The 20,384-nt window shown below is 59.4% G+C and carries 19 protein-coding genes and 2 tRNA genes; 11 read left to right on the top strand and 10 right to left on the bottom strand.

Annotated elements, in window-relative coordinates:
• The first annotated feature begins 29 nt into the window (after positions 1 to 29).
• Positions 30 to 1,157 carry a hypothetical protein gene (locus tag V6767_RS16330; protein ID WP_448474441.1) on the top strand — a complete coding sequence of 376 codons (1,128 nt, stop codon included), beginning with the start codon at positions 30 to 32 and terminating at the stop codon, positions 1,155 to 1,157.
• A gap of 511 nt (positions 1,158 to 1,668) precedes the next feature.
• On the opposite strand, the gene V6767_RS16325 is transcribed toward V6767_RS16330, so the two are convergent.
• Positions 1,669 to 3,657 (bottom strand): bifunctional 2',3'-cyclic-nucleotide 2'-phosphodiesterase/3'-nucleotidase, encoded by a 1,989-nt coding sequence (locus V6767_RS16325; RefSeq protein WP_448474440.1) that lies wholly within the window; start codon positions 3,655 to 3,657, stop codon positions 1,669 to 1,671.
• Between the two features lie 140 nt (positions 3,658 to 3,797).
• Here V6767_RS16325 and V6767_RS16320 point away from each other — a divergent pair, with 140 nt between their 5' ends.
• Positions 3,798 to 4,379 carry an N-acetyltransferase family protein gene (locus V6767_RS16320; protein ID WP_448474439.1) on the top strand — a complete coding sequence of 194 codons (582 nt, stop codon included), beginning with the start codon at positions 3,798 to 3,800 and terminating at the stop codon, positions 4,377 to 4,379.
• Here V6767_RS16320 and V6767_RS16315 read toward each other — a convergent pair.
• Positions 4,376 to 4,837, bottom strand: coding sequence for an Lrp/AsnC family transcriptional regulator (locus V6767_RS16315; protein WP_448429418.1), 462 nt, complete (start codon positions 4,835 to 4,837; stop codon positions 4,376 to 4,378). The genes V6767_RS16320 and V6767_RS16315 overlap by 4 nt on opposite strands.
• 147 nt (positions 4,838 to 4,984) lie before the next feature.
• On the opposite strand from V6767_RS16315, the gene ald reads away from it, so the two are divergent.
• Positions 4,985 to 6,103, top strand: a complete 1,119-nt coding sequence (ald, locus tag V6767_RS16310) for an alanine dehydrogenase (protein ID WP_448474438.1) — start codon at positions 4,985 to 4,987, stop codon at positions 6,101 to 6,103.
• A gap of 68 nt (positions 6,104 to 6,171) precedes the next feature.
• Here the strand turns inward: ald and rpsD are convergent, their stop codons facing one another.
• A complete protein-coding gene (rpsD, locus tag V6767_RS16305; RefSeq protein WP_448474437.1) occupies positions 6,172 to 6,789 on the bottom strand; it encodes a 30S ribosomal protein S4 in 618 nt (205 codons plus the stop codon).
• Between the two features lie 275 nt (positions 6,790 to 7,064).
• Here rpsD and V6767_RS16300 point away from each other — a divergent pair, with 275 nt between their 5' ends.
• Complete coding sequence (locus V6767_RS16300) at positions 7,065 to 7,892, top strand: inositol monophosphatase family protein (protein WP_448474436.1); 828 nt, start codon at positions 7,065 to 7,067, stop codon at positions 7,890 to 7,892.
• A gap of 110 nt (positions 7,893 to 8,002) precedes the next feature.
• Here V6767_RS16300 and V6767_RS16295 read toward each other — a convergent pair whose 3' ends face one another.
• From V6767_RS16295 to V6767_RS16275, 5 genes are all read right to left on the bottom strand, one after another.
• Positions 8,003 to 9,184 (bottom strand): multidrug effflux MFS transporter, encoded by a 1,182-nt coding sequence (locus V6767_RS16295; RefSeq protein ID WP_448474461.1) that lies wholly within the window; start codon positions 9,182 to 9,184, stop codon positions 8,003 to 8,005.
• A gap of 194 nt (positions 9,185 to 9,378) precedes the next feature.
• Complete coding sequence (gene grxD / locus V6767_RS16290; RefSeq protein WP_292052795.1) at positions 9,379 to 9,714, bottom strand: Grx4 family monothiol glutaredoxin; 336 nt, start codon at positions 9,712 to 9,714, stop codon at positions 9,379 to 9,381.
• A 129-nt stretch (positions 9,715 to 9,843) separates the two neighbouring features.
• Complete coding sequence (locus V6767_RS16285; RefSeq protein ID WP_018064326.1) at positions 9,844 to 10,077, bottom strand: BolA/IbaG family iron-sulfur metabolism protein; 234 nt, start codon at positions 10,075 to 10,077, stop codon at positions 9,844 to 9,846.
• A 28-nt stretch (positions 10,078 to 10,105) separates the two neighbouring features.
• Entirely contained in the window at positions 10,106 to 12,340 is a 2,235-nt protein-coding gene (gene purL, locus V6767_RS16280) for a phosphoribosylformylglycinamidine synthase subunit PurL (RefSeq protein ID WP_448474435.1), read from the bottom strand.
• A gap of 109 nt (positions 12,341 to 12,449) precedes the next feature.
• Complete coding sequence (locus V6767_RS16275; RefSeq protein ID WP_448429404.1) at positions 12,450 to 13,904, bottom strand: TrkH family potassium uptake protein; 1,455 nt, start codon at positions 13,902 to 13,904, stop codon at positions 12,450 to 12,452.
• A gap of 103 nt (positions 13,905 to 14,007) precedes the next feature.
• Here V6767_RS16275 and ilvA point away from each other — a divergent pair, with 103 nt between their 5' ends.
• Both ilvA and V6767_RS16265 read left to right on the top strand, forming a co-directional pair.
• Complete coding sequence (ilvA, locus tag V6767_RS16270) at positions 14,008 to 15,258, top strand: threonine ammonia-lyase (protein WP_448474434.1); 1,251 nt, start codon at positions 14,008 to 14,010, stop codon at positions 15,256 to 15,258.
• Positions 15,259 to 15,318: 60 nt separating this feature from the next.
• Complete coding sequence (locus V6767_RS16265) at positions 15,319 to 15,645, top strand: HlyU family transcriptional regulator (RefSeq protein ID WP_230720605.1); 327 nt, start codon at positions 15,319 to 15,321, stop codon at positions 15,643 to 15,645.
• Positions 15,646 to 16,005: 360 nt separating this feature from the next.
• Here V6767_RS16265 and V6767_RS16260 read toward each other — a convergent pair whose 3' ends face one another.
• Positions 16,006 to 16,233 carry a hypothetical protein gene (locus V6767_RS16260; protein WP_448474433.1) on the bottom strand — a complete coding sequence of 76 codons (228 nt, stop codon included), beginning with the start codon at positions 16,231 to 16,233 and terminating at the stop codon, positions 16,006 to 16,008.
• A gap of 554 nt (positions 16,234 to 16,787) precedes the next feature.
• Between V6767_RS16260 and V6767_RS16255 the strand changes: the two genes are divergently transcribed.
• The gene (locus tag V6767_RS16255) at positions 16,788 to 17,636 is read left to right on the top strand and encodes a hypothetical protein (protein WP_448474432.1); all 849 of its coding nucleotides are present in this window, start codon (positions 16,788 to 16,790) and stop codon (positions 17,634 to 17,636) included.
• A 312-nt stretch (positions 17,637 to 17,948) separates the two neighbouring features.
• Here the strand turns inward: V6767_RS16255 and V6767_RS16250 are convergent.
• Positions 17,949 to 18,024: transfer RNA gene (locus V6767_RS16250), tRNA-Val, on the bottom strand.
• Between the two features lie 237 nt (positions 18,025 to 18,261).
• Here V6767_RS16250 and V6767_RS16245 point away from each other — a divergent pair.
• The 4 genes from V6767_RS16245 (at position 18,262) to V6767_RS16230 (ending at position 20,373) form a co-directional block, all read left to right on the top strand.
• A complete protein-coding gene (locus tag V6767_RS16245) occupies positions 18,262 to 18,663 on the top strand; it encodes a DUF3788 domain-containing protein (RefSeq protein ID WP_448474431.1) in 402 nt (133 codons plus the stop codon).
• Between the two features lie 355 nt (positions 18,664 to 19,018).
• A tRNA-Asp gene (locus V6767_RS16240) sits at positions 19,019 to 19,095 on the top strand.
• A 346-nt stretch (positions 19,096 to 19,441) separates the two neighbouring features.
• Positions 19,442 to 19,807, top strand: a complete 366-nt coding sequence (locus V6767_RS16235; protein WP_230720603.1) for an NADH-quinone oxidoreductase subunit A — start codon at positions 19,442 to 19,444, stop codon at positions 19,805 to 19,807.
• On the top strand, positions 19,798 to 20,373 hold the full coding sequence (locus V6767_RS16230; protein ID WP_230720602.1) for a NuoB/complex I 20 kDa subunit family protein: 576 nt from the start codon (positions 19,798 to 19,800) through the stop codon (positions 20,371 to 20,373). Before V6767_RS16235 ends, V6767_RS16230 begins: the two co-directional genes overlap by 10 nt.
• Positions 20,374 to 20,384 lie beyond the last annotated feature (11 nt).

Raw genomic sequence — 20,384 nt, 5'->3', positions numbered from 1 at the left:
CCCCCAATTCAGACGTTCTGAAATCATCGGTGCTCGCGCTGAAGGCAACCGCAGCATCGCCGCCTTTCTTTTCAAAAATGGCACCCAGCAAGCGTACCCATGTTGGTGCCAATGCTACATCCTATTTGTTAGGCAGGCCAAGTAGTTGTACTGATGCAGGTATGGCTAAAGGGTTTCTAAAGTTGCGCAGAAAAATCTCAAGGATGTTCCGCCGTTCATATCGGAGAGGAATTTTTGCAGCGCTGTTAGCAGAAGAGCGGCTGACCAGGTTAACTACTTATAGGCAGCGGCGGCGCGAGTACTGGCCTATCTATGTCTGGGTCGCAGCGGCTACGGTTTTTTTTATAGTCATGACGGCCCCAAGTCTTAAAGAAGTTCTAACTTCGCTTGCCACTCCAGACGGAAAGATCGCCTACGAATTTTGGTTGGGTTCCAAGAGCGTGTACGATCTCATCATTGGCTTGATGACAACGGTAATCGCGATTATCGCAGCATTTCTTGCCTTGAGGAGTTACCGCGTAAATCAGCGTGCGGCTGTCGCAAATCGCTATCAAAAGGGTATCGAGTTGCTGGGCGCTGCGGCAGACAGTTCCAAGCTGGGCGGTATCGAATTGTTGTCAGTAGTCGCGCGGGAAGATTATCGAGAATATCAAGAGCCTGTGCTTAGGACGCTCCGCCAGTTCTTGTTAGAGCGCTGCGCGGCCCCAACAGAAATGGTTTATAAAAAAGGACGTACTTTCGACCCTGCGACGCTTCCAGCCACTGACTTCGTTGTCATGGCGGCTCTCTCGGCGGTCGCTCGCACCAATTGGAGACGGCGATGGTTGGAATTGGAGCATGATAACGAGGGCCTAGCATTGCGTGGTATCCACCTGCACCAAGTGCGCTTGGTCAACTATGACCTTTCTAGAATTCGGTTTGAGGAGGCCGTCTTAGGGGACGTCATTTTTGATGCTTGCACTTTTGCAGAGACATTCATTGAGGCGCGGTGTTTCGGAGTTTTGAAATTTCACAATTGCTTGATCGACAACTCTGGAATTGCTGCGACCGATATCAATGAGACACGACTAGACGACGATGCGCTGATTAGGATGTCGCGAAACCGACGAGTTTCTAAATTCCGCGTGAACGGGAGACTGATTCAGCCCTCTCGATAACTGAGCTTGTTCTAAGTTTTCAGGCATTCGATTTGATTGACGATACGCTCACACCATTTGGTGCAACGTGCAATTTTATGTTGTCGAATCGGATGGTGCTCGACCAAATTTGATCGCCTAAACCTGTCAGTTCGCTCACAGCCCCTTAGTGCGTGTTCCCACTGTGCTGGATTTGCACTCACTGGGTCAAAGCCGAGGATTGCGCGAAGTGGGGCAGAGGGACAAACAATGGCCGATTCCATGTCTGACCCTCGACTGCTGAAAAACGTCTCCCTACATTCTGCGTCATCCTCGGGCTTGACCCGAGGATCTAATCACCCCTCTATGCGAGCGGAGTTTGCGGTCAGTAAAACACTGTTCTTTCTGTCTTTTTTCACCCGAAACGCCTGTCGCGCGGTTACGTGCTTAGACCCTCGGGACAAGCCCGAGGGTGACGAAAGAGGGTGGGGCGGGTTTGTCAGCAGCCCGAAGGCCGGCCCCTGTCGTCTCGCTCTCCAAAAAAATCAACCAATCACAAAACCACCCGATAAAGCGCGAACCCGTTCTCTCCATCTCCGACCGTTTCGATCTTCGCGCCCTTCACGTCGGCGATGTATTCCGCCGCGCGGGGGCCGGTTTCGAAGGTGGCGGTGGTGCCGGGCATGGGGGCGAAGGTCCAGTTGAAATCGGCGGACGGGTTGATCGTACCCTGGTCGACGATGTAGCGCACGATCACGTCGCGGTTGGTGTCTGGGCCGACGAACACGATCACGTCCGAATTGATATCCGGGAAATTGCCGCCGCCGCCGGCGCGGTAATTATTGGTCGCCACCACGAATTGCTGCTCGGGGTCGATCGGCTTGCCGTCATAGGAAAGGTCGATGATGCGGTGGCTGTCCGGATTGGCGAGGCTGCCGTCCTTGGCGTAGCGCGCCGGTTTCGACAGGTCGATCTTGTAGGTCACGCCATCGATGACATCGAAATTGTAGGACGGGAAATCCGGGTTCAGGAGCGGGGCGTCGGTCGCGCCGGGCGCCACCTGGTTGAACATGCCCGCCGACATTTCCAGCCACTCGCGCACCTGCGCGCCATTGATCAGCACGGCGCGGGCGGTGTTGGGATAGAGGTAGAGGTCGGCGACGTTCTTGATGGCGATGTCGCCGGCCGGAACCTCGGTATAATAATCCGGCCCGCCGCGACCGCCGGCCTTGAAGGGGGCTGCTGCGGAAAGCACGGGGAAGTCCCGGTATTCCGTGTCCTTCAGCATGTCCTTCGTGTACCAGGTCTGCGCCTTGGACACGATCTGCACGGACGGGTCATCGGCCACCAGCGCGAAATAGGATTGCAGCGGCGCGGATGTCTTGCCGACCGGGGTGCGGACATATTCCAGCGTCGCCTCGTGATCGGCCTCGGCGGCGGCGATCACCGCCGCGTCGCTTTCGACATCGGCGACCACCTTGCGGTCCTCGGTGCGGTGGTAGATCGGCCTGGCCTCGGTGGTGAAGTCGACGATTTTCCAGCTATCGCCGTCCTTTTCCAGAAGCAGGTCGATCAGGCCCATATGCGAGCCCCAGAAGCCGGCCATCACCGCGGGCTTGCCCTTGAGCGTGCCCTTGTCGATATCGACGCCCTCAATGCCGGCGAAATCATCCGTGCCGGGGAAGACTAGATGCTGGTGGCCGGTGAACACCGCGTCTATGCCCTCGACGCCGGCGAGATAGAGCGAGGCGTTTTCCATCAGGGGCGCGGGGCCCGTGCCATCGATGCCGGAATGCGACAGCGCCACGATGATATCGGCGCCTTCTTCCTTCATGACCGGCACCCAGGCTTCGGCCGCCTCCACGATATCGCGGGTATTGGCCTTGCCGGAAAGGTTTTTCTCGTCCCAGACCATGATCTGCGGCGGCACGAAGCCGATGAAGCCGATCTTCACCGGGCTCTTGTTGCCGTCGCCATCGGTGATCATCTGCTCCTGGATCAGGTAGGGCCTGATCATCAGGTCGTCCTTGGTCGGATCGTCGGCCAACGCGCCGGTGGTCAGGTTGGCGCAGACATAGGGGAAGTTCGCGCCGGCGAGCACCTTGTGCATGAAATCGAGGCCGTAATTGAACTCGTGGTTGCCGAGCGTGCCGACATCATAGCCGAGCACATTCATGGCCTTGATCACCGGATGGACGTCGCCGTCCTGCATGCCGCGCTCATAGGCGATGTAATCACCCATCGGATTGCCCTGCAGGAAATCGCCATTGTCGATCAGCATGGAATTGGTCGATTCGGCGCGGATCGCGTCGATGATCGAGGCGGTGCGGGCAAGGCCCATCGTGTCGTTGGGCTTGTCGGCGTAATAGTCATAGGGAAACACGTTGACATGGATGTCGGTGGTTTCCATCAGCCGCAGATGCGCCTGATTGCCGGCGGCCCGGGCGGAAAACGGATGCAGGGCGACCATGGCGGTGGCCGTTGCCATGCCGCGCAGCAGCGTGCGACGGGAGATCGGTTGCAGTTCGAAAAGCGCGGACATCGGCGGCTCCGTTTGTGTTGTGGCGCGGGCTTCGCGCCGTCGGCGGTTGACAATGATCATGGAATGAATTGCAAGTCTGTGAAAGCTTAATGACAGGCTAGGCGCGCGGCCGGCTTCGGGTCAATACGGGGAGGGGTGGATTGGTTTCGAGTTTTACGATCAGGGCAGCGACGGCCGAGGATGCGCCGGACATGGTGCGGCTCATCAATATCGCCGATCACGGCCTGCCGCTGTGGCGCTGGGGGCGGCTGGAGGGCGGCGAGGGCGATCCGTGGGAAGCCGGGCGCGAAAGGGTTCGACGCGAAGACCAGGTCGTCAACTGGAAGAACGGCACGGTCGCGACGCTGGGCTCCGACATCGTGGCCCTGCTGCTGGCCTATCCGCTGGAGCGCGAAACGCCGACCGGCGAGGCCGACCATCCGGTGTTCGAGCCGCTGAAGGCGCTGAAGGCGAAGGCGGTGGGCAGCTATTATATTCACGTGCTCGCGGCCTATGCGGAGTACCGCCGGCGCGGGCTCGGTAAATTGCTGATGGAGCGGGCTGCGCGGATGGCAGGCGGGCGCGATCTCGCCCTGATCGTTTCCGACGGCAATGCGCCGGCGCGCCGCTTCTACGATCAGCTCGGCTTTCGCGAAATCGCGCGTGAAGCGATCGTCACCGCCGAGGACTGGAAGGCCGAGGGCGAGAACTGGTTGCTGCTGGCAAAGCCCTCGAAAGCCTAGTCGATCCCGACATTGATCCGCTCGATGATTGGTCGGAGCGCAAAGGACGAGTTGATCTGCACCACATGCGGCAGCGCAGACAGCCAGTCGCGGTGGATGCGCTCGTAATCCTTCAGGTCCTTGGCCGCCACCCGCAGCGTATAGTCATAAACGCCGGAGACCATGTAGCAGACGATGATGTTCGGGCAGCGCTTCACCGCCTCCTCGAACTCGGCCAGCGTGCGGGCGAACTGGCCGGAGAGCGAGATCTGCACGATCGCCACCATTTTGTAACCGAGCGCCTCGGGCGAGATTCTTGCGGTATAGCCCTCGATCACGCCGGATTTTTCCAATATATCGAGCCGTCTGGAACAGGCGGATGGCGACAGGCCGACGGTTTCGGCAAGGTCCGCATTGGTGATGCGGCCGTTCTTCTGCAGCGCCTTCAAGATCGCACGATCAATCTCGTCGATATCCATCGTTCGAATACCCTTCGATTTTTATTGTTCTTTTTCGAAAATTAAACGAAAAAAGTGAAAAATCAAGGATAACTTTGCAAGGACATTGCTGCGATTTCGCGTTTCAATCCCGGTTAGGTTGTACCGATTGGAGCGAGGAGATCGAAAATGCTTGTCGGCTGTCCGAAAGAAATCAAAAACCATGAGTACCGCGTCGGCCTGACGCCGGCATCGGTGCGCGAATATGTGGCGCATGGCCATCAGGTCATCGTCGAGACCGGGGCGGGCGCAGGCATCGGTGCCGGCGACGACGCCTACCGCGCGGCGGGCGCGACGGTTGTGCCGGATGCGGCCACCGTGTTCGCCAGGGCGGATATGATCGTCAAGGTCAAGGAGCCGCAGCCCTCCGAATGGGCGCAGCTCCGGGAAGGGCAGTTGCTCTATACCTATCTGCATCTCGCGCCCGATCCGGCGCAGACCGAGGGGCTGCTCGCCTCCGGCGTCACCGCGATCGCCTATGAGACGGTGACCGACGAGCGCGGCGGGCTGCCGCTTCTGGCGCCGATGTCGGAGGTGGCCGGCCGGCTTTCGATCCAGGCGGGCGCGACCGCGCTGCAGAAGGCCAATGGCGGGCTCGGCGTCCTTCTCGGCGGCGTTCCCGGCGTCCAGCCCGGCAAGGTGGTGGTGATCGGCGGCGGCGTTGTGGGCCTCCATGCCGCGCTGATGGCGGCGGGGCTTGGCGCCGAGGTCACGATCCTCGACCGCTCGCTGCCGCGCCTGCGCACGCTCGACGAACTATTCCGCGGCCGGGTCAAGACGCTCTATTCGACCACGGAAGCGCTCGAAAACGAGATATTCGCCGCCGATCTGGTGATCGGTGCTGTGCTGATCCCGGGTGCAGCCGCGCCCAAGCTCGTCACCCGCGAAATGCTGCCGGGCATGAAGACCGGCGCGGTCATGGTCGATGTCGCGATCGATCAGGGCGGCTGTTTCGAAACCTCCCACGCCACCACCCATTCCGATCCGACCTTCGTGGTCGACAGCGTGGTGCATTACTGCGTCGCCAACATGCCGGGCGCCGTGCCGATCACCTCTGCCGCCGCGCTGAACAATGCAACGCTGCATTACGGGCTGATGCTGGCCGACAAGGGGCTCGCCGCGATTTCCGAGGACCGCCATCTGCGCAACGGCCTTAACGTCCATCGCGGCCGCGTCACCAACGCCGCCGTAGCAGCCGCGCTCGGCTATGAGCTGGCCGCGCCAGAGGCGGTCCTGAAGGTCGCCTGAGGCCACTTGCTCCCGACAACAAAAAAGCCGCCCCGAGAGGCGGCTTTTCGTATGCGATCTCGCGAGAATTAACGCGAGTAGAACTCGACCACGAGGTTCGGTTCCATGATGACCGGGTAGGGGATGTCGGCGAGCGCCGGGACCCGTACGAAGGTTGCGGTCATCTTGTTGTGGTCGGCGTCGATGTAGTCCGGCACGTCGCGCTCGGCGAGCTGGGTCGCCTCAAGAACGCTTGCGAGCTGCTTGGAGCGCTCGCGCACTTCGATCACGTCGCCGGCCTTGCAGCGGTACGAGCCGACATTGACCTTGACGCCGTTGACGGTGACATGGCCATGGTTGACGAACTGACGGGCTGCGAACACGGTCGGTACGAATTTGGCGCGGTAGACGATCGCGTCGAGACGGCTTTCCAGCAGGCCCACCAGGTTTTCACCGGTATCGCCCTTGCGGCGGTTGGCTTCTTCGAAGATTGCGAGGAACTGCTTTTCGCGCAGTTCGCCGTAATAGCCCTTCAGCTTCTGCTTGGCGCGCAGCTGCACGCCGAAGTCGGAGAGCTTGCCCTTGCGGCGCTGGCCGTGCTGGCCGGGGCCGTATTCGCGACGGTTGACCGGGGACTTCGGACGGCCCCAGATGTTTTCGCCCATACGGCGGTCAATTTTATGCTTGGACGATTCGCGCTTGCTCATCGTATTTCCTTAATCTCAACATAGCGGGACCGGTATCACCGGGAGCCCAAGGAAACACGCCCTCCTTTGGCGCCCTCTTTCGAAGGGCCTGACAGGTTTTCGCGGAATAAAGCGCCCGGAAAACCACGGGACATGTCGGTTAGAACACCGATCAATTCAGTGTTGGCGCGCTGATAGTCGGCTTTTGCCCGAAAGTCAACGCCTGTGGCATGGACTCATGGGCGGAGGTCATGGTTTAACCGGGTGCAACAATCCTTCCAGCCAGGAATTACCATATGCCGATCACTTCCGAAACGCTCGACGCCATCGCCGGGCTGATGCGCCATGCCGCCAAACAGGAAATCCTGCCCCGTTTCCGCGCACTTGACGATGGCGACGTCGCCGCGAAGACCGAGGCGAGCGATCTGGTGACGATCGCCGATACCGGGGCGGAACGCGTGATCAAGGCCGGCATCGCCGAAATCCTGCCCGAGGCCCTGTTCATCGGTGAGGAAGGCGTTGCCGCCGATCCCGACCTGCTGTCGAAGCTGAAGGACGCCGATGTGGCGGTGGTGGTCGACCCGATCGACGGCACGTTCAATTTCGCCCATGGCATCTCCGCCTTCGGCGTCATGGCCGCGGTCGTCGTCAACGGCGAGACCGTCGCCGGCCTGATCTATGATCCGATGGGCGACGATTTCATGATCGCGGAGAAGGGCGGCGGGGCCTGGCTGAAGCGCGCCGACGGCTCGTCGCGCAAAATGAAGGTCGCCACACCCGTTCCGCTTGAACAGATGCTGGGTACGGCATCGGTGGCCTTCATGCCGAAGGAGAAGCGCGCCACGCTCCTCGCCAACACAGCCAGGGTCCGCTATGCGGCGAGCTATCGCGCCTCAGCCGTCGAGTACCGCGCCTTCGCCTCAGGCGCTTCGCATTTCTTCACCTATTTCAAGCTGATGCCGTGGGACCATCTGGCCGGCGTTCTGATCGGCCAGGAAGCCGGCGGCCATATCGCCCGCTATGACGGCTCGTCCTACCTGCCGAAACACCTCGACGGCGGCCTGCTCGGCGCGCCCGACAAGGATAGCTGGATGGAACTGAAGGAAAAGGTCTTCACGCTTTAGGCGCTGTCGTTTTATTGCGGAAGGCACAAGGCCCCGGTAGAGGGCTCGGGAGAGAACCGACCGAAAAAGGGCGCCGCGAGGGCGCCCTTTTTCGTTTGGTGTCGTCTGCGTCAGATTTCCGGGTTGTGGGGCTGGAACAGCTTGCCCTTTTCCGCGATCAGCGTGAAGCCGAGCGCGACTGCGGCGAAGACGAAGAAGCCCGCGATCATCGGCGTGGTCGTGCCGTTATAGGCATAGCCTATCGCCGCGCCGAGCAGCGCGGAAAACGCGGTGCTGGCGAAACCGAGGATCGATGAGGCGGCGCCGGCCACGTGGCCGAGCGGCTCCATGGCGAGCGCGTTGAAGTTGGGACCGATCCAGCCGAACTGGAACCATGCCAGCATGAACAGGGCATAGAACAGCCAGAACGGCATCGCACCTGCATACATCAGATCGATCACCAGCCAGACGCCATTGGTCAGCGTGAAGCCGATCATCGCGCCATGCGACAGCCTGCGCATGCCGATCTTGCCCACGATGCGGGAGTTGATCAGCGAGGATGCCGCCATCACGATGCCGATGCCGGCGAAGGCCACCGGAAACAGCGTGCCCAGACCGTAGATCTCGACATAGACCTGCTGCGCCGAATTCACGAAGCCGAAAATGCAGGCCATGATGAAGGTCGTGCCGAGCGTGTAGAACAGCGCGACGCGGTTGGTCAGCACGGTCTTCGCGCTGTGGATCACCGCCTTTGGCGTCAGTTCAACGACATCTTCCGGATGCTGCGTCTCCGGCAGGCGGAAGGTGACCCACAGAAAGTTGCCGAACGCGGCCAGTGCCAGGAACACGAACACCAGATGCCAGTCGCCGAACAGCATGATCGTCTGGCCGATCGAGGGCGCGAGGATCGGGATGAGCATGAACACCATCATGATCAGCGACATGATCTCGGCCATGGCGCGGCCGCCATGAAGGTCGCGCACCACCGCCACGGAAATGACGCGGGTGGCCGCGGCCCCAAGGCCCTGACAGAACCGGACCAGCAGCATCAGGGTAAAGCTCGGTACGAAGGCGCACAGCACCGCCCCGATGAAATAGATCACCAGGCCGACGAGCAGCGGCTTCTTGCGGCCGAATCGATCCGCGATCGGCCCATAGGCAAGCTGGGCGATGCCGAAGCCGAGCACATAGGCGGTGATGATGAACTGATGCTCATTGTCGGAGGTGACGCCGAGGCTGCTTCCGATCTGCTTCAGTCCAGGCAGCATGATGTCGATGGCCAGCGCGTTGAGCGCCATCAGCCCCGCCATCATGGCGACGAGTTCCCACTTGCCGGGCGCCTTGCGGGCGATCTCCGCCCGCGTCTGTAATGTTTCTGTCACAACAACTATTCCTGAAAGCAAAAGAAGGCGCCGCGATAGCGGCGCCCGGTCAATTCTGTGAGGTCACAGAGCGGGCGCGCCGAAAAAAAACGCGCCCGAATACGGCTATGTGTGCCGGGATCGCCTCAAGCGGCGCCGCGAACGGCCACGCCCTTGGAGGAAAGATGTTCCTGAAGCTCGCCGGCCTGGAACATTTCCCTGACGATGTCGCAACCGCCAAGGAACTCGCCCTTGACGTAAAGCTGCGGGATGGTCGGCCAGTTGGAGAAATCCTTGATGCCCTGGCGCAGATCGCCGTCGGCCAGCACGTTGACGCCCTTGTAATCGACGCCGAGATAGTCGAGAATCTGGACGACCTGTCCGGAGAAGCCACACTGCGGGAACTGCGGCGTTCCCTTCATGAACAGCACGACATCATTGCTGTCGACTTCGCTCTTGATGGCAGTCTGAATGTCACTCATGTGCAATCCTTTCACATACGGGTTCAAGGTCCGTAGCGTTTATTTGCTTTCAGCATATAATCGATCGATTGACTTTCGCCAACCCCGCCAGGCGAGGAATTGAGCGAAAGCCGGATGGCTGCCGCGCTTCTATTGCGGCGCGGAGGTCTGCAGCGCCAGCGCGTGCAGAACGCCGCCCATATTGCCCTTCAGGGCGTCATAGACCATCTGGTGCTGCTGCACCCTTGTCTTGCCCCGAAAGCTTTCCGATACGACTTCGGCCGCGAAATGGTCGCCGTCGCCGGCCAGGTCCCTGATCGTGACGCTGGCGTCGGGAAGGGCGGCCTTGATCATGTCTTCGATTTCGCCCGCGCTCATCGCCATGTTGAATGCTCCTCGATGGATGCCGGTCTTATGCCGACTGGTTGTCGCCGCCCGGAGCGGCCATGAAGCGAGGGAACCACATTTCGTGGGCGGTGCGCAACTCCTCGACGGGGAGTGAAACAAGTTCGTCGATCACGAGCGCATCGCCCTTGACGGTCCCGAGCCTGCGGAAGGCGATCGCGCTGCCTTCCGCCGAGGCGCAGACGAAATTGCCGTATTCCGCCGGCACGGTGATGACATAGCGCGCCTGATCTTCGCCGAAGAGCAGGGCGTGGGCCTGACCGCGCGCCTGGGCGATGCTGATCTCCATGCCCTTGCCGGCGGCCATGCACATTTCCGCAAGCGCGACGGCAAGACCGCCCGCCGAAATATCGTGGCAGGCGGTGACCTGGCCGTTATTGATTGCCGAGCGCACGAAATCCCCGGTTCGGCGTTCAAGATTGAGATCGACCGAGGGCGCGGGGCCATCGACGAGGCCGAGCACGTCGCGCATATAGGCCGACGCGCCGAGATGCTCGCCGTCATTGCCGATGAGAATCACCTGGTCGCCCTCGGAAAACGAGCCGATCCGCGCCATCTTGCGCCAGTCGGACAGAAGGCCGACGCCGCCGATGGTCGGGGTCGGCAGGATCGCCTCGCCATTGGTCTCGTTGTAGAGCGAGACATTGCCCGAGACGATCGGGAAATCGAGCGCGCGGCAGGCCTCGCCGATGCCCTCGATCGCCTTGACGAGCTGTCCCATGATCTCCGGCTTTTCCGGATTGCCGAAATTGAGGTTGTCGGTCGAAGCGAGCGGCTCCGCGCCGGTCGCGGTGATGTTGCGCCAGCACTCGGCCACCGCCTGCTTGCCGCCCTCGAACGGGTTGGCCTCGACATAATGCGGGGTCACGTCGCAGGAAAAGGCCAGCGCCTTGGTTGGATGGCCATCGACGCGGATCACGCCGGCATCGCCGCCGGGAAGCTGCAGCGAATTGCCCTGGATCAGCGTGTCGTACTGCTCGTAGACCCAGCGCCGGCTCGACTGGTTCGGGCCGCCAATAATCTTCAGAAGCGCCTCGTTGTAATCGGCGGGCGCTTCGACCAGATGGGCGGGCAGGGTGCCACGGGTATCGGGCTCACGCCACGGGCGATCGTATTCGGGGGCCTGGTCGCCGAGATCCTTGATCGGCAGGTCGGCGACTTCTTCGTTGTTGTGGAAGACGCGGAAGCGCAAATCGTCCGTGGTCTTGCCGACGATCGCGAAATCGAGACCCCACTTGCGGAAGATCGCCTCGGCGACCTCTTCCTTCTCGGGGTCGAGCACCATCAGCATGCGCTCCTGGCTTTCCGAGAGCATCATCTCGTAGGCCGTCATGTTCTCCTCGCGCACCGGCACGCGGTTGAGGTCGAGCTCGATGCCGAGATTGCCCTTGGCGCCCATTTCCACGGCCGAGCAGGTGAGGCCGGCAGCGCCCATGTCCTGGATCGCGATCACCGCGCCGGTCTGCATCAGTTCCATGCAGGCCTCAAGCAGGCATTTTTCGGTAAAGGGGTCGCCGACCTGCACGGTTGGGCGCTTTTCCTCGATATCCTCATCGAATTCGGCCGATGCCATGGTTGCGCCGCCGACGCCGTCGCGCCCGGTCTTGGCCCCGAGATAGACCACCGGCAGGCCGACCCCCTTGGCCTCGGAATAGAAGATCGAATCGGATTTCGCGATGCCGGCGGCAAATGCGTTGACGAGATTGTTGCCATTGTAGCGCGCGTCGAACTCAACCTCGCCGCCGACCGTCGGAACGCCGAAGGAATTGCCATAGCCGCCGACCCCGGCAACGACGCCGGAGACGAGGTGACGGGTCTTCGGATGGTCCGGCGCGCCGAAGCGCAGCGCGTTCATGGCGGCAACGGGACGCGCGCCCATGGTGAAGATGTCGCGCAGAATGCCGCCAACGCCGGTCGCGGCCCCCTGATAGGGCTCGATATAGGAGGGGTGGTTGTGGCTCTCCATCTTGAACACAACGCAGTCGCCGTCGTCGATATCGACGACGCCGGCATTCTCGCCGGGGCCCTGGATGACGCGGCGGCCGGTGGTCGGCAGGGTGCGCAGCCAGCGCTTGGAGGATTTGTAGGAGCAGTGCTCGTTCCACATCGCGGAGAAGATGCCGAGTTCGGTGAAGCTCGGCTCGCGGCCGATCAGCGACAATATCCGCTCGTATTCATCCGGCTTCAGCCCGTGGGCCGCGATCAGTTCCGGGGTGATGACCTGGCTGTTCGAAAGGGTCATGAGAGGTGAGCATCCCGCTTTGGTTTTTCAGATGGCATTCGCGTTCCATAACCGATGTTGCCGCGCGAGGCGACATGGTTTTTCGGTTTTTCCGGTCCGTCCGCCGGCGTCAACTGCGCCAGTACATCGGCATCAGCACCACCATGACGGTCAGGATTTCGAGTCGGCCGAGCAGCATCAGGATCGCCAGCAGGCAGAGCTCCGGATCGGCGAAGGTCGAGAAATTGCCCGCCGGCCCGATGATATCGCCAAGGCCGGGGCCGACATTGGAAAGCGCGGTCAGCACGGCGGTGGTCGAGGTGATCAGGTCGTAGCCGAGCAGCGACATCGCCATACTGCCGAACGCCCACAGAAGGATGTAGGCGGTGAAGAACATCGAGACCGCGCGCTGGGTTTCCGAATCGACGCTGAGCCGGCCGTAGCGGATCGAATAGACCGCGTTCGGATAGATCAGTTTCTTCATGCCGGTCCTCAGCATGTTGAAGAGGATCAGGAACCGGTAGGATTTTATGCCGCCCGCCGTCGAGCCCGAGCAGCCGCCCATGAAAGTAAGAAAGAACACCAGCACCACCGCGAAGGCGCCCCATTGCGAATAGTCGGTGCTGGCGTAGCCCGTGGTCGACAGGATCGACGAGACGTTGAACGCCGACTGCGTCAGCGCGGCGAGGAAGTCCATCTGGTCGTTGAGGCTGATATAGAGCGAGAGCAGGAACACCGCCACGAAAAGATAGGTCAAAAACAGCATGATCTGCGGATCGCGCAGCGAATCGAGCCGGCCGCGCACCACGAACAGGATCAGGATCGAGAAAGGCAGGCTGCACAGCGTCATGAAGAAGGTCGAGACCCACAAGAGCGCCGGGCTGTCGAAATAGCCGAACGAGGCGTCATGGGTGGAAAAGCCGCCCGTCGCCACAGTCGTCAGCGCGTGGTTGAAGGCATCGAACTGCGACATGCCGGCAAAGCCGTAGCAGATCGCGCATAGCAGCGTAATGCCGACATAGATCGCCAGAAACGCCCGGGTGAAACTCGCCATGCGCGCGAACGGCTTGTCGCCGGTATCCGAGGATTCCATCTTGAAGAACGCCATGCCGCCGATCCGCAGAAACGGCAGGATGAACAGGCCGAGCGCGACAATGCCGATGCCGCCCATCCACTGCAGCAGCGAGCGCCACAGGAGAAGGCCGGGGGCTGCCTGATCGAGCCCCGTCAGAACCGTGGAGCCGGTGGTCGTGATCGCGGAAATTGATTCGAACAGCGACTGGGCAAAGGTCAGTTCGCCGCTTGCGAGATAGATCGGGATTGCGCCGATCAGGCCGAAGGTCATCCACAAGAGATTGACCAGAAAGAAGCCGAGGCGGCGGCTGAAGGGCGGCGGATTGCCGCGCATGGCCACCGCGGTGACCGCACTGGTGCCCCCGACCATGAAGCCGCACAGGGCGAAAACCTGCCAGTCGGCATTCGCGTAATAGAGGTCAACCATGGCCGGAACGAACATCGCGGCTGCGAGATAAATGCCGCAAATCGCCGCGATATAGAAGGCAGACCGCAGAAGCGTGGCGTTCAAGGGTCAGTTCCCTGTCATACTCTCTTGTCAGATACGGGCTTTTTCGTGACCCGGTTTGTATGCCATAGCGGTGTCACAGGACAAACTCAATGGGAAGCAGGAAATGCGCGATAACGTGATAGCGGCCAAAACGGCGTTGAGAGACCTGTGCGAGGCGACGCCGCTGCAGCGCAACGCCCATCTCAGCGCGAAGTACGACGCGGACGTCTATCTGAAGCGCGAGGATCTGTCTCCGGTGCGTTCCTACAAGCTGCGCGGCGCCTTCAATTTCATGCGCAAGCGGATGGGCGGCGACGGAGCGTCGAAAGTGTTCGTCTGCGCCTCTGCCGGCAATCACGCCCAGGGCTTTGCCTTCAGCTGCCGGCATTTCGGCGTCAAGGGCGTGGTCTTCATGCCGGTCACCACGCCGCAGCAGAAGATCGACAAGACCCGCACCTTCGGGGAGGGTTTCATCCGCATCGAACTGGTCGGCGATATATTCGACGTCTGCTATTCGGCCGCCCGCACATTTGCCGCCGAGCATGATGGCATCATGGTGCCGCCCTTCGACCATCCCGACATCATCGAGGGACAGGCGACGGTGGCGAGCGAGATCGAGGACGCCTGGCCGGAAAGTGAGGGGCTGCCCGATCTGATCGTGATGCCGGTCGGCGGCGGCGGGCTGTCGGCGGGGATAACGAGCTATTTCTCCGATCGCCTACCGGATGACGCCTATCTGTTCGCCGAGCCGGAGGGCGCGCCGAGCCTGAAGCGCTCGCTTGAGGCCGGCGAGATCGTGACGCTCGAGGACGTCGATAATTTTGTGGATGGCGCGGCCGTCGCCCGCATCGGCGATGCCAATTTCGAGGCGCTGAGGCGGTTTTCGCCGGATCAGGTGATGGCGGTGCCGGAAAATGCGCTGTGCGTGACCATGACCGAGATGCTGAATGTCGAGGGCGTGGTGCTGGAGCCGGCGGGCGCGCTGGCTCTGACCGCGCTTTCCAGGCTACCGGCGGAAAGGGTCCGCGGCCGGAAGATCGTGGTGCTCGTCTCCGGCGGCAATTTCGACTTCGATCGCCTGCCGGACGTCAAGGAAAGGGCGATGCGCTATTCGGGACTGAAGAAGTACTTTGTCCTGCGTCTGCCGCAGCGCCCCGGCGCGCTGAAAGATTTTCTTGGCCTGCTGGGGCCGGACGACGATATCGCGCGGTTCGAATATCTCAAGAAATCGGCGCGCAATTTCGGCTCGATCCTGATCGGGATCGAAACCTCGCGTCCGGAAAATTTTCATGTTCTGTTTGAAAACCTTGCAAATAACGGTTTGAAATATCAGGACATTACCGAAAACGAGATTCTCGCCAACCTGATCATCTGACAGTCGACGCTGGCGCGGCAATCGCCGATCGGCTAAAAAGATAAAAAAGGAGTTTTGAAGATGGCATCGTTTTTTTCTCGGATCGGCTCACTGTTTTCGGGCGGCGGAGGCGGCGAGGGGCGCGAGAACGAGCAGGCGGTGAAATCGATCGTCCATGAGGACTGCATCATCTTCGCCGAGCCGGTCAAGGAAGGGGCGCAGTACCGCCTTCAGGGCCGAATCGAAAAAGAGGTGAACGACGAGACGCTGACGCGGACCTTCATCCGCGCCGACCTGTTCTCCTCCCAGGATGAAGCGATCGAGTGGACCTTCCGCAAGGGCAAGCAGATCATCGACCAGAATGGTCGCTCGCTGTTTTCCGACGGCGCCAAGAGCCGCACGGCCTGAGGCCATCATACCCCGCCGCGCTGACGCCCTGAGGGTGCCTGAGGACGCGACCCGGCTTCGAAGCTCTTTTGATTGAGCGCGTGGCCGTGGCGACCTATGTGCTGCCGAAGCGCCGGCCGATCACGTTTGCCTCAGACTTGGCACCATCAGACGCAGCAGCCATGGCCTTCAGCCGCGTATTGCCTTTTCTGGCGGGTCGGATCGTCTACCCCTGAAGCACAGCTTGACCGAAAAGCCGGACTCCACTTTTTCGTCGACGCCCCGACTCGGGCCCGAAGTCTGCTGACCAAACGACCAAAGCGCTGCCACTCCGCCCCGGATTTTCCTGCGGCGGAGGTGGCATGCGGCGCGCGCCGAGCGTCACACGTGGAAAAGCAGCAGATAGGACGTCAAAACCGCAATTCCGAAAAATGACAGCCAAACCGGCATGTTGGACGATGCTGCAGCGGGCACCTGGGTGTTGCGCTCGCGTTCCGTGACAGCGCCACCATGGGTTTCAAGCGCAGAAAGACTATAGCTCCCGCAACGCCGGCAAACGCGACCGGTGTTCTGCACCATCATGCAATCAGTGCATTTATAGTTTGCCATAATAGTGATCCTCCGCAGCGGAGTTTATTATGGTTTTCTGTTACAGGCAATATAAAACGCGGAAGTATGATATGGTAAACGCAGGATTCTTCTGGATTTTTTGACCGGAAGGTCAAATATCGAGGCGGCTTGATTGTTTAAAACGTTTATAATGTATTGGGGCGGTTACGCGGGTCGCGGATTTTTGCTTTTCGGACCCAATTCTCCGAAGGAGTTCCGCAGGGCAGGCTTGCAGAATGTCAAAATCGTAAAAGAATCAAACGCTCCACAGCGATTGAATCACTGCCGAGTCGTCGACCGACACAAGGCAAGCCCGACGATGCCAATCAGAAAACGATATTTGAAGGAAGAAGAATGGTGGGCGATGATAGACCGCCTGCTGCAAGAGAAATCAATACGAACCATGAGGTCAAAAAAAGATCCGCGTAAAGCGACGGTTCCGCTCTGTGAAGGGAACATTCATTTTGGGTCGAAATAATTGCAATGTTCGCGGAACTTGAAATAGGGTATCTTTGACAGAAAGACCACATATTCGTCGCTATCGGAGACAGTAAATGTCGGGCAAAAATTCGATAAGAAACCCTTTAACAATTATAGCTATTTTTGCAGGGATAGCGGAAATAAGCGGAACGGGGGTTTTGCCATTTATTTCTCAAGATAATCAGAGATTGTATATTTGGTTTCTTATATTTTTTCCATCTATGTTGGTTTTTTTGTTTTTTGCTACACTTAATTTTAATAGGAGTGTGCTGTATGCTCCGTCCGATTGGCAGGACGAAACCAATTTCTTCAGAAGGTTCTCCAAGGCAACGGACGAAGAGCTTGCGTCGAAAGCTGAGGAGGAGAAGATCGAAACTGAGAAAAATGGAGAAAGTGATCTCGTTGCAGCCGATGGGATTGAGGGAACAGTCGAGGAGCCTGCACAAAGCGACGCGAAGGTGACCATCACCGCGCCCGTCGGCTCTCAATCGAGGAGATATGGTGCGACTACCGGCTTATCGTACCTATCCTCGATAGAACGGAATGCCTTGACCCGTCTTGGAAGTGAACTAGAGATTAGCTTTGATCGAAACGTAAAGTTCTCGTCGAAATTATCACCAAGTATCGTATTTGATGGGGTGGCGTATGACGGTAATTTAGTTCATGTTGTAGAGGTTAAATACGTTAGAATTTATAGAAATATTGTGTCATTTCTTAACAAAATACTTCCTAGATATCAGATAGTTTCGGATGAATTTCGTAATTCAGGCAGGAGAATGTTTCTGCATTTTGTAATTGTAACTGGAAATGAGATTTCCATTGAGGAAGTGAATAATATAAAAATGAAAAGTCGAAAAATAGCCGACGAATATCGTATTAAAGTTCAATTTCACTTATATAAGATATCGGATCTCGACCTCTAAAATCGCATCGGAAGGTATTATCTGTCCCCAGATGTCCCTAATTGTCGCCTCCGCGATGCGGGGGTGAGGGCGCATAAATGGTCTATGAAGAATGGCCATTTTCCAAAACCGAACAGAAATCCCTTTGGGTGGCGCCATCGCAGCACTGCTCAGATCTACATTCGTAAAGCCGAAAAGCGCCGTCTTTCCCGAACTGCCTTCGAACGTGTCGAACGCTTCAGGAACAGAAATGTCTCACTCTTGAAAGCAAAAAAGCGCCGATCAGACAGATTGAGGAAACTATGATGGGAAAACAGTGCCCTAAAAAGGGAATGGTGGGCGATGAGAGACTCGAACTCCCGACATCCTCGGTGTAAACGAGGCGCTCTACCAACTGAGCTAATCGCCCGACCGCGTTGGTGAGGCGTGAAATATGCGGAACGCGGCAAAACCGCAAGAGGGGAATGTACGGTTTTACATATTTTTTTCGCGTCCGCGCCCGCAAAGCTTGCGACAGTCTGCATGAATTTGCGCCGCAGGCTTGACCGCGCCTTCGCCGCCCGCCCCTGGAGCCGGCCAAGGTGAGGTGCCTTTCCAGAACTTCGCGCATCTGCGATAACAGCGTGGTTGCAGAGGGCATTGCGTTATGAATCAGTCTCCCCACATTGGCGACCGCCTCACCGACAGATCGGCCCCGCCCGATGACATCGCCATTCGCGACTGGATCGGGCCGGAGGCATATACGCAATGGTCCGCGCTGCGCGACTGGATTGCCGCGGCCTATCCCGGGGTATTCGCGCCGGACTGGATATTTGGCGGCCAGAAGCACGGCTGGGCGCTGCGGTACAAGAAGAACAGGGCGTTCTGTACCTTTCTGCCGGAGTACCGCGCTTTTTACGTGGTCATCGTGTTGGGAGCGGCGGAACGCGAAAAGGTGGAAGCTCGGCGTGAGGCTCTTAGCCCCAGACTTATGAAACTCTACGACTCAACGGAAACCTATCGCGACGGCAAATGGCTCAAGATTGGAGTGTCCTCGGCCACGAGTTGAGAGATGTAACGGATCTGCTGATCCTCAAGCGCAGGCCGAGATCAGTCTCCTGATTCCGCCGGCTCGCGCACGCCAATCCGAAACTGCCACAGTAACCGATCCCAGATGCATTACTGGAAACGACGTCGCTTCGCTCCTGCGGCCGTGACGTCTCTTGTTGCTCCGGTGCATCCGGCGGCCCCGCCGAGAGGCTTCATTTTGCCGGTTTCGCACAGGCCCAGGACGGCGATCGTAAAAAAATCAGAAATGCGTGACAAGCTGCTTGACACTTTCAGGCGACCCCCTTAAACAGCCGCTCACGCCGACAGACGAAGCGCTTCGAAAACAAGCGGTTCGAACTTGAAACGGCAAAAGCGCGGGTGTAGCTCAGCTGGTTAGAGTGCCGGCCTGTCACGCCGGAGGTCGCGGGTTCGAGCCCCGTCACTCGCGCCATTATTCTTCTCCTAGGATGGTCCGAAATTTGCGCTTACAGCGTGGCTTGTTCTCATAGCCTTGCGTTGGCGCGATTCTTCGTTTCGGACGTCGTTGCGCGTTTCGCGCTTCTTTCCATAATGGATGACAACCGCAACAATTTGCCGCAGCCTTTGCCTGCCGGGCCCGCCGCTTATCAGGGCGGGCGGTTGAAACTTTGTTGCAGCGCGACGAAAAGGGTTTGAATGTCTTGCGCGAGCGCGCCGGCTGCGCTAGTCACGACCCCGACATCTATCAATTTTCGGTCTCGCGGTTTATCCTGCGGGTGCGCTGACCCGGGCGCCTCAAAACGGCAAGGGTGTTTTATATGGCTGAAGTCCTCAGTTCCTATATTCCGATCGTCATCTTTATCGCTATCTGTCTCATCATCGGGCTGGCCCTGATGGTCGCGCCCTTCGCGCTGGCCTTCAAAGCGCCCGATGCGGAAAAGCTGTCCGCCTACGAGTGCGGCTTCAATGCTTTCGACGATGCGCGCATGAAGTTCGACATCCGCTTCTATCTCGTGGCAATCCTGTTCATCATCTTCGACCTCGAGGTCGCCTTCCTGTTTCCCTGGGCGGCATCCTTCGGCGATATCGGCTGGTTCGGTTTCTGGTCGATGATGGTGTTCCTGGCCGTGCTGACCATCGGCTTCATCTATGAATGGAAGAAAGGAGCGCTGGAATGGGAGTGAGCAACGAGACACTCGTCGCCCCCGTACCGCGGGGCGTCGTCGATCCGATGACCAACAAGCCGGTCGGCGCTGATGACCGTTTCTTCGGCGAGATCAACAACGAGCTCGCCGACAAGGGCTTTCTGGTCACCTCCTCGGCCCAGCTCATCACCTGGGCGCGCACCGGGTCGCTGATGTGGATGCAGTTTGGTCTTGCCTGCTGCGCCGTCGAGATGATGCAGATGTCGATGCCGCGCTATGACTGCGAACGCTTCGGCTTTGCCCCGCGCGCCTCGCCGCGCCAGTCCGACGTCATGATCGTCGCCGGCACGCTGACCAACAAGATGGCGCCTGCGCTGCGCAAGGTCTATGACCAGATGCCCGAGCCGCGCTACGTCATTTCCATGGGTTCCTGCGCCAATGGCGGCGGTTACTATCATTATTCCTACTCCGTCGTGCGCGGCTGCGACCGCGTCGTCCCGGTCGATATCTACGTGCCGGGCTGTCCGCCCACCGCCGAAGCTCTGCTTTACGGCGTGCTTCTTCTGCAAAAGAAGATCCGGCGCACCGGAACGATCGAGCGATAGCGGCGGGAGAC

The sequence above is a fragment of the Martelella sp. FLE1502 genome, assembly GCF_053484255.1.
The sequence above is the reverse complement of the archived record's forward strand: the minus strand, read 5'-3'. Positions and strand labels throughout refer to the sequence as shown.

What these genes read in the sequence shown, in the direction of transcription:
- V6767_RS16325 (WP_448474440.1), bottom strand. Translation starts at nt 3,657, where the DNA reads ATGTCCGCGCTTTTCGAACTGCAACCGATCTCCCGTCGCACGCTGCTG.
- V6767_RS16315 (WP_448429418.1), bottom strand. Translation starts at nt 4,837, where the DNA reads ATGGATATCGACGAGATTGATCGTGCGATCTTGAAGGCGCTGCAGAAG.
- ald (WP_448474438.1), top strand. Translation starts at nt 4,985, where the DNA reads ATGCTTGTCGGCTGTCCGAAAGAAATCAAAAACCATGAGTACCGCGTC.
- rpsD (WP_448474437.1), bottom strand. Translation starts at nt 6,789, where the DNA reads ATGAGCAAGCGCGAATCGTCCAAGCATAAAATTGACCGCCGTATGGGC.
- V6767_RS16300 (WP_448474436.1), top strand. Translation starts at nt 7,065, where the DNA reads ATGCCGATCACTTCCGAAACGCTCGACGCCATCGCCGGGCTGATGCGC.
- V6767_RS16295 (WP_448474461.1), bottom strand. Translation starts at nt 9,184, where the DNA reads ATGATGGCGGGGCTGATGGCGCTCAACGCGCTGGCCATCGACATCATG.
- grxD (WP_292052795.1), bottom strand. Translation starts at nt 9,714, where the DNA reads ATGAGTGACATTCAGACTGCCATCAAGAGCGAAGTCGACAGCAATGAT.
- V6767_RS16285 (WP_018064326.1), bottom strand. Translation starts at nt 10,077, where the DNA reads ATGGCGATGAGCGCGGGCGAAATCGAAGACATGATCAAGGCCGCCCTT.
- purL (WP_448474435.1), bottom strand. Translation starts at nt 12,340, where the DNA reads ATGACCCTTTCGAACAGCCAGGTCATCACCCCGGAACTGATCGCGGCC.
- ilvA (WP_448474434.1), top strand. Translation starts at nt 14,008, where the DNA reads ATGCGCGATAACGTGATAGCGGCCAAAACGGCGTTGAGAGACCTGTGC.
- V6767_RS16265 (WP_230720605.1), top strand. Translation starts at nt 15,319, where the DNA reads ATGGCATCGTTTTTTTCTCGGATCGGCTCACTGTTTTCGGGCGGCGGA.
- V6767_RS16260 (WP_448474433.1), bottom strand. Translation starts at nt 16,233, where the DNA reads ATGGCAAACTATAAATGCACTGATTGCATGATGGTGCAGAACACCGGT.
- V6767_RS16255 (WP_448474432.1), top strand. Translation starts at nt 16,788, where the DNA reads ATGTCGGGCAAAAATTCGATAAGAAACCCTTTAACAATTATAGCTATT.
- V6767_RS16245 (WP_448474431.1), top strand. Translation starts at nt 18,262, where the DNA reads ATGAATCAGTCTCCCCACATTGGCGACCGCCTCACCGACAGATCGGCC.
- V6767_RS16235 (WP_230720603.1), top strand. Translation starts at nt 19,442, where the DNA reads ATGGCTGAAGTCCTCAGTTCCTATATTCCGATCGTCATCTTTATCGCT.
- V6767_RS16230 (WP_230720602.1), top strand. Translation starts at nt 19,798, where the DNA reads ATGGGAGTGAGCAACGAGACACTCGTCGCCCCCGTACCGCGGGGCGTC.